Raw genomic sequence first — 12,233 nt, forward strand, 5'->3', positions numbered from 1 at the left:
GAATTTCTGCTGCGTTATCGGCTTCTCATGTAGGCTAGCTACACGTCGAAGCCTCTGCCTTGCATAAAATCTCCACAAACTGCTGCAAAAATCATCACCAAAGGTCAGCAGCCCCTAGGGAGAACGTCATGAAGTGTTTGGTGGTGCTTTCGCACCCTCTTAAGGAAAGTCTGTGCAGTTACCTCTGTCAGGAAACGATTAAACACCTTGAGTCGAAAGGCTATGACATCACCTTGCTGGATCTCTATGGCGAGGGTTTTGATCCAGTGTTAAGTGCAGAAGAAAGGCAAAGTTACTACGCCGAAGACTTTGACCGAAGTCAGCTTAACAAAGAGCTTGAACAGCTGGTGGAGGCGGAATCCTTAGTGCTTGTCTTTCCTACCTGGTGGTTCAGCTTTCCCGCCATGCTGAAAGGCTGGATTGACCGTGTATGGGCGCCTGGCTATGCCTATGATCATGACGCGGAACTAGGGGCAATTAAGCCGAAATTGGGCAACCTCAAAGAAGTGAAAGTGGTGACGACACTTGGTTCACCTTGGTGGGTGGATAATCTAGTGATGCACAAGCCGGTGAAGCGCGTATTGAAAACAGCGATTTTAGGTGCGTGCGCGAAAGAGTGTAAGGTGACTTTCCTTTCTCTTTATAACGCCGAAAAGGCGGGTAGGGAGCAGGTCGATAAATTTGTCCTGAAGATCAAAGCGAAGTTTTAAGGTCAACAGTAGGGAGAGAAGATGGAAATCCGCAAAGTGGTGTTAAGGGACTTGGAGGCGGCTCAGGAATTAGTGAGATCGGTATCAGAGGCAGACGTTATGCCTTTGTTTGATGAACAAGGACAGGCTGAGTTTAAATCCCGGATCCTGCCAGATCTTGCAACCACTTTTGATGATTCTCGTTTCTACACAGTCATCGCGTTGAGCAAGGATGAGGCAGTCGGGTTTGCAGCGCTGCGTGAAGGGAATTATCTGACCCATCTTTTTGTAGCTAAATCTGCACAAGGCACAGGATTGGGCAAAAGGTTGTTGGAGCATGTTTTGACTACATCGAGTGCTAATGAAATTTCACTACGCTCGTCTGTGAATGCTTCTGCATTTTATGCATCGCAAGGTTTTGAAGCGACAGGGAGAGAGTCAGATTTCAATGGCATTCGCTTTGTGCCAATGAGGCTCGTTCGATAGGGATGATACCGATTGTTCTAAATGTGAACGCCCTTAGTTCGAAAAATGGTCAACCAGTCATTCGTTCCATAAATTTCGTGTTCTAAGTAAAGACATTCTGATTCTGCTTTGTAGAATGGCGTTTTTTGCCAAAAACGATCATTATGAAAGGCTTTACACTCATCGAATTGCTTGTTGTTGTCATCATTATGGCGGTGTTGGCCGTCACCGCGGCACCGAAATTTGTTAGCTTTGAATCTCAGGCTAAAAACGGCGTGTTGAATGAGGTGAAAGCCGCGATTCAAAGTGCTGCTTCCATGGTGAATGCCAAAGCCATTTTGGAAGAGAAACTGGAAAAGTGCCGTGGTGATGATTCGTTTTTGTCTAACGGTATCTATACCTGCTTTGGCTATCCATCAGCTCATATCGACAATTTTCAGAAAATCCTCAATTTAGGCCGCGGCTTAATCGTCAATACCAGTGAAAGTAACGGACGCCGGATAGCGATCGTGACCTTCCCTGAGTACAAAGAGGCGATTCCTTGGGGAGCAAATGCGAATGACGATATCTATTGCGCGGTTCGTTATCACGAAGCTACAGCTGAGCATCTTTACGAAATTGAAATGCTGACGGCGGGTTGTTAGCGGGAAGAAAAAGCGGCAGGAAAAAAGAAGGGCGGTTAATCCGCCCTTCGTTGTAGTCAACCGTACAGAGACTGCATGACTAGTTTCGGTGTACGGTCCACCTTGAACAGACCCCAGTGTTTCTCTGGCTCTTCAGGGTGGTTATCACCTTTCCATGGCTCGTCAAACGCTTCGAAGACGAAGGTCAGGATCTTCTCATCGCGCGTCCATTGCAGCAGTTGGTCATAGTAAGCTGCCTGAAGTTCTTCAGACGCGTTCCATGCTTCAATACCGCGGCCATTAGAGGCTGTTGCCCAGCCAGCTTCGGTGATAACGACAGGCTTACCTGGGTGACGATCGGCGACATCGCGGTAGTTTTGCTTGGTGTATTCCAGCGCGTCGTCGATAGTTTTGTATTCCCAAACTGGGTAAGTGTGCAGGGAAATAAAGTCAATCACTTCAACCAGTGCGTCCAGTTTGTATGTCCAAGGCACGTAGTTTTCACAGAAAGTGACAGGTTGGCTGATGCTGTCTTTTACTTTCTGAACGTGCTCAACCAGTTTCTCTACAGAGATCAGGTGATCGGTCCATTCAACACTTGCTTCATTGCCGACTGATACATAACCCACGATATCTGGGTATGCGTTTGCTAGTTCAATGAGACGATCAATTTCTTGTTGGTTGTGCTGACGGTTTTTCTCTAGCGTTTCTTCGCTGAACTGCGCACCCCAAGGACAATTTGGGTTGTTCATTTCAGCCGCAACGTCTGCGCCTAGCATTACTTTGAAATCAAGTCCTTCGTCGCGAATAACATCCAATACCAGTCTTGCATGAGTGCCGCAGTCGTATAGACGCAGTGCAGACCAGTTGTGGGATAGGATAAGAAGGTCTTCCTTGATCTCTTGGTACGTTGGGTAAATTCCCTCACGAGGGTTTTGACCTTCACGGTAGCCTGAGTAACAAATGGCGTTTCTGTATTCCATAGCGCTTTTTACCTTAGTTTTCTTATGCCCGCAGATAGTCCGCGGGCGCCTTGTAATGTGTTCTGTTAGGTTGAGTACTTGAAGTTGCCGTCTTTGTCCCAAAGACCCCAGTACGCACCTACCGCGCCTTCCTTTTCCACCTTCCAGGCTTCATCGAAAGACGAGAAATAGAACACATCAATGTTCTCTTCTTCTGCCCATGCATAAGTTTCAACAAAATACTTAAGGGCATTTTCTTCAGAAGGCACTGAGCCACGCTCAGGAACCCCTTCGTTAGGCCAGCCGGTTTCTGAAATAATCACTGGCTTGCCTTTGCCGGCATTTATGGCACGGCGATACATTTCCTTCATATAAGGCACGGCGAAGTCTATCGGACAACCTTCCCAGAACGGGTAACAGTTTGTCAGAATGACGTCACAGGCATCTGCAACGCTTGGAAAATCCTCGAACAGGTAGTAGGCATCAACATAACCGACCTGAACGTTTGGAAGTTCTGCTTTTGCACGCTCGATGTAACTGACCAGTTGATCTGCGGATAGGTCACCACGAAGCATGACTTCGTTGCCCACGCCGAGAATATCGACATGGCCTTCTCGCGCCACAGCGATGGCGTTTTGAAGCTCTTCTTCGTTTTTCTCGTGGTTACCGTCAATCCAAACGCCAACCATGGTTTTTAAACCATACTCTTTGGCGATTTTTGGAATGAGCTCGTTACCGTCAGTACAGGAGAAAGTACGAACCCAGTTAACGTGCGGGGCAATGATCTGAAGCCTTTCGTGGATTTGAGCTTCAGTGATGATGGAGCCTGGGCCCTGTCCGTCGACATAAGGACTGAATGAGATCCCATGGATCTTCGCATCCACCAAATCACGTGTTTTTTGCTTGAGGTAGCTCAGCCACTCCTCACCATGAGGCGCAGCTCGGTTGATTCTGCTTGACACTCTCCAAACTCCCTTTCGGATAGTCGCACTTTCTTTGAGTACGGTTATTCACTGTCGGTTTTTTATTTTTTAGATTGGCCTTCATATCGATCTTGTCGTGGCACCAAAAACCGAAAAGAAAGCGCTTTCTTTTTCGAATTAAGCCATAGGAAAGAAATATGACAACCCGAAATGTTACGAACATGTACTTAGATCACATTTGAATAGATGTGAGTCAAAAGTATCTATATATGCATATTGATTCATTTTAGCGAGCTTAAGATTCTGGAAAATAAGGAGTTGCTCACTGGTTAAACTGGGATTTTGGCGTAAGGTATAGCCTTGATGGTGCATAGGTTAAAATGTACAGAAAATTGGGGTGATGAATATGGAAAAGTTTGATTTTGCCAAATGGATTGGAGTGGATTTGCCCTTGATTCAGGCCCCCATGGCTGGCGTACAAAACAGCAAGTTGGCGCTTACGATTTGCAAAGCTGGCGGGCTAGGTTCAGTACCTTGTGGCATGCTGGATGCCGGCGCTGTCGTTGAAGAAATCAAGCGCATGAAAGAGGGCACCGATAAGCCTTATAACCTCAATTTTTTCTGTCATACCTCTTATCCCTTTGATGCGGAGCGCCACCAAGCCTGGCGCATTCAACTTAAACCTTTCTTTCAAAGATATGGGATTGATGAGTCTGCGCTGGGAAACAAAGCCAGTCGTCTTCCATTCAGTCACGAGATTGCTGATGCCATCGAGGACTTTGCGCCACCTATTGTCAGTTTCCATTTTGGTTTGCCAGAGCCTTCACTACTGGCGCGTGTAAAAGGGTGGGGGGCGAAAGTCCTTTCCTCTGCGACAACGTTGGAAGAAGCGCAATGGTTGGAAGATAACGGCGCGGATGCTGTTATCGTTCAGGGTATTGAGGCGGGCGGGCATCGCGGAATGTTTTTGACTGAGTCATTGGATGCTCAGCAGCCGACCATGGAGTTATTGCCCAAGGTGGCCGATGCGATCAATTTACCCGTGATAGCGGCGGGCGGTCTCGCAACTCGCGATGAGGTGGTACAGGCGCTGGCTTTCGGTGCAGATGCGGTTCAGATTGGTACGGCATACTTGCTGAGTGACGAAGCAAGCACTTCGGCGTTACACCGTCGCGCTTTGACGTCGGAAGCAGCAAAAAATACGGCACTGACCAATGTGTTTTCTGGCCGCCCGGCGCGGGGAATCATTAATGGCGCCATGGCAGCATTGGATTGTATCAGTGAAAAAGCACCGGTGTTTCCTTTTGCTTCTATTGAAATGGGACTCTTGCGCGCAGCAGCAGAAAAAGAAGGCAGGGATGATTTCACACCATTATGGTCAGGAGTGAATAACAGCCATTGTGAAGCGATCGGCGCGGCAGCGATCACTCGAAAGTTGATGGGTATCTGAACTGCAAGTAGAGACCAATAAAAAAGCGGGCAATGAGCCCGCTTTCTTGTTGGGTGATTTTGATTACACCGTGAAGCGATGAACCAGTTCGTTCTGGTTAACGGCTTGTTGGTCCAGTCGCTCACTCGCGCCAGCCACGTCCTGCATGGCGGTATAGCTGCTGTCGGCGATAAAGCTGATGTGCTCAACGTTGCGAGCGATATCCGCAGAAGTGGTACTTTGCTCGGAAGCGGCTTGCGCAATCTGGCTGCTCATGTCGCTGATCATCATGATGATGGCTTCAATTTCTTCCATCGCTGAATTGGCGTCAGACGCCTGCGCAACACTGTTACTCATTTCTTCCACGCATTCCTGCATCACTAACACTGCCTGACTTGATTGGGTCTGCAGCTTGCTAATCATCTCTTCGATTTCAGACGTTGAGTCGGATGTACGTTTCGCCAGAACGCGAACTTCATCTGCCACAACCGCAAAGCCTCGCCCTTGTTCACCGGCACGTGCTGCTTCGATAGCCGCGTTAAGTGCCAGCAGGTTGGTTTGATCGGCGATGTTGCTGATCACGTCCAGAATGGTTTCGATATTCGCAGTCATCTCTTGGAGTGAGGAAACCACGGCAACAGAATCATCCAGACGGCTTGAAAGCTGGTGGGTCGTGCTGATGTTACGGGTCATGATTTCACGGCCCTTCGTCGCAGCATCGCTCACTTCCATCACTTTATCCATGGTGTGGCGCGCGCTGTTTGCAACGTCTTGCACTGAGTGCTCCATTTGCGTCATGGCCGCAGCGACTGCGGTAGTTTGCTGACGCTGTTCATTAAGCTGAGCTTTTGCGGTTTGCGTGGTGGACTGGTTCGCAGCTGCGACTTCAGCTTGCTCTTCTGCAGCATCGCGAAGCTGTCGCAGAATGCCTTGAAGATTTGAAGCCAGGGTGTTGATGTGGTCTGCCAGCTGGCCAAATTCATTGTGTTCTTTCACTTCGATGCGTTGGGTCATGTCGCCTTCAGTGATGGCTTCCAGCACGTTTAGGGTGCTGCTCAGTGGCTTACGAACGCTTCGCGCAATATGCCAGCCAATGAAGACGGTGATTGCCAGAATCAGCGCACCAATGAAAATCGTCTGGCGAACACCATTTTTGAAGGTGTCGTTAGCTTGTGCGATAGATGCAGACATCACGCTTTCCGCTTGGCCGCGGAACTGGTCGAGAATGTCCATCGCACTGTCAACTTCTGACGCAAGATTACCGATGTTGGTGTAAAGCTCGTTAGTCGCAACCAGGTATGCATAGTGCTGATCAAGGACACCACCTTCGCGGCTCACGTCGCGGGTAAAGGCATCAATGTCTTTCTGGAATTTCTCTTTCAATTCTGGAAGCTGTGAAGTCAGTGAACGGAAAGAGTAGTTCAGTTGCTTCACGCTACGGCGGTTGCCGTTCATGGCTTTTTCTACATCAGCCAGTTTGTTGCTGGCTAATGCGTCAGAAGTGTGGGTTTCCGTTTCCTGAAGCTTTTTAAAGTAGGTTTTTGAAATGATTTTCAGCGTCGTGGAACCATTATTCGCCACGAAGTCCTGCATACCCAGAGCCAGTGACGTATTCATGCGCTGGAACTGACGAGCGGCGGTCACACCCTCTTCTTTTGCAGTTTGCTGGCGTTGGAAGTTACCAATCGCCACCGATGCTTCAGAGAAGTAACGTTTTTCGATCTCACGCAGAGATTCCAATTGCGAAGCCAATTCTGCCTGACCGGAAGAGGCTTGGTAGAGGTTGTTCAGTGCCTTATCGAACTTCTGTCTTGCTGCTTCAAAGTTTTCCAATACTTGTTCGCTTTGTGAGCCATTAGTACTGGTCAGGTAGTCTTTGAATATTTTGTCTGCGGCAAGAAGGCTAACACTGGCTTCGTTAGATAAGGAGACGAGGGGAAGTGCTTCTGAGGTGACGACTTCTAGCTGGTCGTGGATGTCTTGAGAACTTTTAAGGTTAAGGGTGTTGGTTGCCACCAGACTCACTGCGAGTACCGCAAAGCCGGCATACATCCGACGAATCACAGAGCTTTGTCGTTTTTTAGCCATTTATATTCCTCCCACCGGCGATTAACCGATGCTTCCCGAAACGCGCGTTCTAGTAAAAAGAAAAGGAACACGCTTAGTATTATTGCTTGTAGTTATATGCCGAGCTTCCTGCTTCGTAACGGGAAGGTCAGCCCTGTTCTAACACATCGCTTTTCTTGTCATCCGCCAGTATTTCAAAAACTTTAAACTTAAAAAGGTCAATACTTTCCAACCTTTGAAGTGAGACGCAAATTTGTTGAGAGAGTGGTTAATAAAAAGCTAGGGGTTGATAACTGAAGCTGAAAGCTGTTTCTCAGTTGGTATGAAATTGTTACGGAAAGTGAAGAATTGAGGTAGAGGCAACTATCTACGATAAAAAACACTGTTCATTATTGCCCAAACTCTTTGTCTCTAGCATACTTACAGCTCTGTAACCGATTCATTTGGAGTTGCCCGTGGCTGAAGAAACCATATTCAGTAAAATCATTCGTAAGGAAATCCCGGCTGACGTGGTTTACCAAGACGACCTTGTTACTGCCTTTCGAGACATCAATCCTCGTGCTCCAAGTCATATCCTGATCATTCCAAACAAGTTGATCCCAACCGTGAACGACGTTGAAACGGAAGATGAACTGGCACTTGGCCGAATGTTTACTGTGGCGCGCAAATTGGCTGCTGATGAAGGCATTGCAGAAGACGGTTACCGTCTGATCATGAACTGCAATAATCACGGTGGCCAAGAGGTTTACCACATTCACATGCACCTGGTTGGTGGCCGTCCTCTAGGACCAATGCTGATCGGTTAATGATTAAAAAGTCTTTCTTGGCTCTCGCTGGTAAGCGCAGAGCCAATTCGTCATTTTCAAAAAAATTGGTGGCATTCAGTCTGGGACTCAGTCTGGTCGGGTGCGCCAGTCTTTCAGCACAGGCGTTGTTCAGTCATTACTCCGCTGCGTTGCAACAGCCACATGCGCTGGTGGCTAGGGGTGAGTATCAGCAGGCGTTGGAGCAACTGCCCGATTCCCCCAACGGTGAGATTCTGGATGGCATGGAAAAAGGACGCTTGGCACTGCTTGCTGGCGACATTGAACAGAGTAAAACCGCACTTGAACAAGCAGATTTAGCTGCAACGGCAGAACAAGACAAAGCGATTATCCAGCTTTCTAAAGGCGTCGATCAGATAGGCGCATTGGTGACCAACGACAACATGCTCACCTATATGCCGCCGGATTATGAGCTTGGCTTCCTTCATCTCTATTTGATGCTGAACTATCTGAAAGAAAACAATCTCCAAGGTGCATTGGTTGAGGCACGTCGCGCCAATCAGGTTCAGGAGCGAGCGAAAAGACTGCGAGATAGCGAGCTTCAAAATGCATCAAACACGGCAACACAGAATGGCATCGACGACAATGTCGGCGCAGTGTTGGCGAAATATCCTCCTGCAGGCAAGCTGTTAGGTTCGGTACAGAATGGTTACCTGTTTTACCTCTCAGCGTTGCTCTATGAAGCGGAAGGAAACCTGAACGGTGCATTCATTGATTACAATCGTGCTTTAGCGGTGGAACCTGACAACGCATATATCGCGGATGCCGCGATGCGCGTCGCTTTGCGTCAGGGACGTCGCGATGAATTGAGATTGCTTGAGAAAAAATATGGCCAGTATCAACGTCCGGACAGATCGAAAGGGCAGTTGGTCGTATTAAATGAACAAGGCGTGGTGAATGCTCGGGATTTCTGGCGTTTGCCATTGTGGTTGTCTGATAGTCAGGGCTATCTTGAAGCCCATACGGTGAGTTTGCCCTATTACCGTTCCTATACTGCAGCTCCCCAAAAAGCATTCAGTGTGGATGGGCAAACAGTCAAACCAGCACAATTGGCGAATGTGAACGGCATGGCACAGAACGCGTTAAGTGAAGCCATGCCGGCGATGGCGGTGCGTCAGATTTTGCGTGTTGTGGCAAAAAACGAGATGCGCAAGTCTCTGACTGAAAAAGATGACAGTGGCATTGGCAATCTCGTCGTCAACATCTTTAATGTGTTGAGTGAGCAACCGGATACCAGAAGCTGGCAGACGCTCCCTGAAAGTGCGGGCGTTTACAGCGGGTTTTATTCTTTAGGTCAGCACACAGTGAATGCTGACGGACAATCTATTAACGTAACCATAGAATCAGGAAAAACCACGTTAGTTTGGCTATCCAGACAGGGCGGTCAAGTGGTTCATTGGCAGGGGATATTAGGAGGCATATGATGAGATATGCAGCAGTTCTGTTATCAGCAAGCATGTTGTTGGCAGGTTGTGCGAACAACACCGCTGGGATCAGCATTGATAGCAGTAACCAAAATGTGGTGTTGGGAAATTCGGTGTTGGCGAAGAACCTCGAATTTGGCAACGCGAAAACCAGTATCGTGAACGAGCGACTGCTGGCACAGGTGATGGTGACCAATAAGAGTGATGAGTCCCAGAACCTGCAGTACCGTTTTAATTGGTATGACGCACAGGGCTTGGAAGTGGATAGCGGCAAGTCGCCGTGGCGCCAGTTTATTGTTTACGGTGGCGATTCAGTGACACTTCAGGGTGTGGCGTTAAACCCGGATGCGAAGAACTTCCGAGTCTCGCTCAGAAATATTCAGTGACTATAACGAAATGGGTAAAGCAATGAAGAAAAGCCTAATTGTGCTAATGGGTGCAGCTGCACTTATCTTGGGAGGATGTGCCAAGCAGGTGAGCTATGGCGATGCTCAGGAAGTGGAAACCACAACGATTGACTTCGGCTCGACCGATCTGCAAAAGATAGCGGTTGAGATGACAGACAGCATGTTGTCCTCTGGCTCTGTATCTTTTATCACCCGCAACGAACGTCCAATCGTGTTTGTTGAGTCAATCAAAAACAAAACCGCTGAGCATATTGATACTGAATCTATCACTGACACCATCAGCACTCGTTTGATCAACTCTGGTAAATTCCGCTTTGTTGACATGACCCGCGTTGAAGCTGTGCGTGAACAGTTGGATTTCCAAAACAACGATGCACTGGTGAACCCAGGTACTGCTATCCAATTCGGTAAAATGGTTGGTGCGCAATACATGCTGTATGGCAACCTGTCGAGCATCAACAAGCAAGACGGCAGCGACAAAGACGTCTACTACAAAATGACCATGCGCCTGATGGATCTGGAAACGGGCCTTATTGAATGGGCGGACGAAACTGAAATCCGTAAGAAGCAGTCTAAGTCTCTGATTGGATGGTAATCATTGCTTTCAGCTGATGAAAAAGAGAAGGCCGCAGTCATTGCAAGACTGCGGCCTGATTTTATTATTGAGCAAGCAGAGTTTCTTGAGGGCGGATTAAGTAACCGCTGCATGAAACTCACTGCGGAAGATGGGAGCCAATATGTTTGGCGCCCTGAATCGGCATCCGCAAAGGCATTTGGCTTAAGCCGTGACATTGAATTTGAAGCCCTAACTGTAGCGTCAAAAGCGGGCTTGACTGTCCAGCCAGTAAAACGCTATCCGGAGGGGTTGCTAAATCTCTGGATTGAAGGCGAGACCATGATAGAGGCTTCGCTTGACATCGCAGCGACGCTTCAGGCCAAGGTCCATGAATTGCCACCGCTTTCGAATACGTTTGATCCTTTCGATAAAGGATTGGTGTACTACAGCAACCTTTCCACAAGCTCGTTGAATGATTCATTGAATGCAGCTCATGAGCACTTCCAGAAACATCGATTTACCTCAGGCTTGCCGCTTGCTACTTGCCACTACGACTTGGGTTACTACAACTTTATCCGCCAGAAAAATGGTGAAATCAAAGTCATAGATTGGGAGTATGCTGCATTTGGCGATCCGGCGATGGATTTAGTAATGACCTCTCTCGCAAATGGACTAGAACTTGAAACCTTGGTCAATCAATACTGTCAAATTAGACGTATAGATTCTGTTGCTGACTGGCAGTGCGCCTGCAGACAATGGCTACCTGTTGCAAATTATTTGGGTGCCCTTTGGTATGCACTCGGCTTTGAACTGTACGGTGACGAGATTTATCGCGAGAGAAGCGTCTTCTTTTTAGCAAAAGCGGAAGGGCATATGGCAGTTTAAACAAGCCACGGGGGAATCACGGAAATGACATTCAGCAAATCTTCAGTTAGGCATTTCTTTTTGTCGCTGGCCGCTGTATTTCTGCTTTCTGCCTGCACCAACCAGTTTGCCTACAACACACTGCCGTTCTGGATTGATTACTACCTCTCTGACTATGTCGATACCACATCAGCCCAGCAAAAACAGCTGGATGCCGATTTGGAAGCTTTCCACGCATGGCACCGCCAAAACGAACTGCCTAAAATTCAGGCTCTGCTAAACCAACTTGAAGCTGATATGGCGAAGCCGCTTTCTTACTCTCAGATAGGCGAGTATCACCACATTATTAATGATCGTATTCAAGCTTCTTTGGAAGGCCTCACGCCGGCGCTGGTCAATTTAATCTCCTCGTTAAGCGATGAGCAGGCGCAGGCGTGGCTCGACATTCTCAACACAAATATTGAAGAAGCCGTCGAGAAAGCGAATGAAGGTAGCCTGGATGAGCAGCACTCTCGAAGGCAGGAACGGCTTATCGAGCGTGCGGAATTCTGGGTGAAGTCTGTCAATGCCAAGCAAAAGAAGCAGTTTTTGGAGATGGCCAGTTACCAGATTGAAATGCGTCCTGTGTTTTACAGTATCCGCGATGGACTTATGGGCGAGCTCGAAGGCATTCTGACGAATCGCAAAGCCCCGAATCTTGGCGACCGTATCGATGATTACTTTGCTAACGTCATCGCGTTCCAAAGTGAGCAGCACAAGAATGACATGGCGCTGTATCTGGCTAGACGATATGAATTGCTGCAGCGCTTGGATCGCCACCTAACTGAGAGCCAGCGAAAGGCGATGCGCCGGAAATTGGCCTCTTACAGTGAAGATATCACCGCCGTTCTTAACTGATGGAATGTCAGAATCGCCAATTCGTCTCAAAACCTTGAGCCGTACCCGTCTTTCGGTCTTAACCCTTAATAATGTGCGTGATTGGGTGATAGTATTTTGGTAC

At 48.1% G+C, this 12,233-nt stretch carries 13 protein-coding genes; 10 read left to right on the forward strand and 3 right to left on the reverse strand.

What is annotated here, in order from left to right; translation table 11 throughout:
- Positions 1-128: 128 nt before the first annotated feature.
- From D515_RS17775 to D515_RS25030, 3 genes are all read left to right on the forward strand, one after another.
- Positions 129-710 carry an NAD(P)H-dependent oxidoreductase gene (locus D515_RS17775; RefSeq protein ID WP_002540478.1) on the forward strand — a complete coding sequence of 194 codons (582 nt, stop codon included), beginning with the start codon at positions 129-131 and terminating at the stop codon, positions 708-710.
- Positions 711-731: 21 nt separating this feature from the next.
- Positions 732-1,175, forward strand: a complete 444-nt coding sequence (locus D515_RS17780; RefSeq protein ID WP_002540479.1) for a GNAT family N-acetyltransferase — start codon at positions 732-734, stop codon at positions 1,173-1,175.
- A gap of 143 nt (positions 1,176-1,318) precedes the next feature.
- Positions 1,319-1,798, forward strand: a complete 480-nt coding sequence (locus D515_RS25030; protein WP_002540480.1) for a prepilin-type N-terminal cleavage/methylation domain-containing protein — start codon at positions 1,319-1,321, stop codon at positions 1,796-1,798.
- Positions 1,799-1,854: 56 nt separating this feature from the next.
- Here D515_RS25030 and D515_RS17790 read toward each other — a convergent pair whose 3' ends face one another.
- On the reverse strand, positions 1,855-2,760 hold the full coding sequence (locus D515_RS17790) for a glycoside hydrolase family 17 protein (protein WP_002540481.1): 906 nt from the start codon (positions 2,758-2,760) through the stop codon (positions 1,855-1,857).
- Positions 2,761-2,825: 65 nt separating this feature from the next.
- On the reverse strand, positions 2,826-3,701 hold the full coding sequence (locus D515_RS17795; RefSeq protein WP_002540482.1) for a glycoside hydrolase family 17 protein: 876 nt from the start codon (positions 3,699-3,701) through the stop codon (positions 2,826-2,828).
- A 367-nt stretch (positions 3,702-4,068) separates the two neighbouring features.
- Here D515_RS17795 and D515_RS17800 point away from each other — a divergent pair, with 367 nt between their 5' ends.
- Positions 4,069-5,112: an NAD(P)H-dependent flavin oxidoreductase gene (locus D515_RS17800; protein WP_002540483.1), complete on the forward strand. Its 1,044-nt coding sequence runs from the start codon at positions 4,069-4,071 to the stop codon at positions 5,110-5,112.
- A 63-nt stretch (positions 5,113-5,175) separates the two neighbouring features.
- On the opposite strand, the gene D515_RS17805 is transcribed toward D515_RS17800, so the two are convergent.
- A complete protein-coding gene (locus D515_RS17805) occupies positions 5,176-7,179 on the reverse strand; it encodes a methyl-accepting chemotaxis protein (RefSeq protein WP_002540484.1) in 2,004 nt (667 codons plus the stop codon).
- Between the two features lie 434 nt (positions 7,180-7,613).
- On the opposite strand from D515_RS17805, the gene hinT reads away from it, so the two are divergent.
- Genes hinT through D515_RS17835 form a run of 6 tightly spaced genes read left to right on the forward strand, consistent with a single transcriptional unit; the run spans position 7,614 to position 12,130 of the window.
- Positions 7,614-7,964 (forward strand): purine nucleoside phosphoramidase, encoded by a 351-nt coding sequence (gene hinT, locus D515_RS17810; protein WP_002540486.1) that lies wholly within the window; start codon positions 7,614-7,616, stop codon positions 7,962-7,964.
- Positions 7,964-9,406, forward strand: coding sequence for a COG3014 family protein (locus tag D515_RS17815; RefSeq protein ID WP_002540487.1), 1,443 nt, complete (start codon positions 7,964-7,966; stop codon positions 9,404-9,406). The genes hinT and D515_RS17815 overlap by 1 nt, the downstream gene beginning before the upstream one ends.
- Positions 9,406-9,792, forward strand: a complete 387-nt coding sequence (locus tag D515_RS17820) for a YcfL family putative periplasmic lipoprotein (RefSeq protein WP_039850279.1) — start codon at positions 9,406-9,408, stop codon at positions 9,790-9,792. The genes D515_RS17815 and D515_RS17820 overlap by 1 nt, the downstream gene beginning before the upstream one ends.
- 22 nt (positions 9,793-9,814) lie before the next feature.
- Positions 9,815-10,408, forward strand: coding sequence for a penicillin-binding protein activator LpoB (gene lpoB, locus D515_RS17825; RefSeq protein WP_039850289.1), 594 nt, complete (start codon positions 9,815-9,817; stop codon positions 10,406-10,408).
- A gap of 3 nt (positions 10,409-10,411) precedes the next feature.
- On the forward strand, positions 10,412-11,254 hold the full coding sequence (locus D515_RS17830) for a phosphotransferase (RefSeq protein WP_002540490.1): 843 nt from the start codon (positions 10,412-10,414) through the stop codon (positions 11,252-11,254).
- A gap of 24 nt (positions 11,255-11,278) precedes the next feature.
- Positions 11,279-12,130 carry a DUF6279 family lipoprotein gene (locus D515_RS17835; RefSeq protein WP_002540491.1) on the forward strand — a complete coding sequence of 284 codons (852 nt, stop codon included), beginning with the start codon at positions 11,279-11,281 and terminating at the stop codon, positions 12,128-12,130.
- Positions 12,131-12,233: the final 103 nt, after the last annotated feature.

The sequence above is a fragment of the Grimontia indica genome (genome assembly GCF_000333895.2).
Classification (GTDB): Bacteria; Pseudomonadota; Gammaproteobacteria; order Enterobacterales; family Vibrionaceae; genus Enterovibrio; species Enterovibrio indicus.

What these genes read in the sequence shown, in the direction of transcription:
- D515_RS17800 (WP_002540483.1), top strand. Translation starts at nt 4,069, where the DNA reads ATGGAAAAGTTTGATTTTGCCAAATGGATTGGAGTGGATTTGCCCTTG.
- D515_RS17835 (WP_002540491.1), top strand. Translation starts at nt 11,279, where the DNA reads ATGACATTCAGCAAATCTTCAGTTAGGCATTTCTTTTTGTCGCTGGCC.
- D515_RS17780 (WP_002540479.1), top strand. Translation starts at nt 732, where the DNA reads ATGGAAATCCGCAAAGTGGTGTTAAGGGACTTGGAGGCGGCTCAGGAA.
- D515_RS17820 (WP_039850279.1), top strand. Translation starts at nt 9,406, where the DNA reads ATGAGATATGCAGCAGTTCTGTTATCAGCAAGCATGTTGTTGGCAGGT.
- lpoB (WP_039850289.1), top strand. Translation starts at nt 9,815, where the DNA reads ATGAAGAAAAGCCTAATTGTGCTAATGGGTGCAGCTGCACTTATCTTG.
- D515_RS25030 (WP_002540480.1), top strand. Translation starts at nt 1,319, where the DNA reads ATGAAAGGCTTTACACTCATCGAATTGCTTGTTGTTGTCATCATTATG.
- D515_RS17790 (WP_002540481.1), bottom strand. Translation starts at nt 2,760, where the DNA reads ATGGAATACAGAAACGCCATTTGTTACTCAGGCTACCGTGAAGGTCAA.
- D515_RS17805 (WP_002540484.1), bottom strand. Translation starts at nt 7,179, where the DNA reads ATGGCTAAAAAACGACAAAGCTCTGTGATTCGTCGGATGTATGCCGGC.
- D515_RS17775 (WP_002540478.1), top strand. Translation starts at nt 129, where the DNA reads ATGAAGTGTTTGGTGGTGCTTTCGCACCCTCTTAAGGAAAGTCTGTGC.
- D515_RS17815 (WP_002540487.1), top strand. Translation starts at nt 7,964, where the DNA reads ATGATTAAAAAGTCTTTCTTGGCTCTCGCTGGTAAGCGCAGAGCCAAT.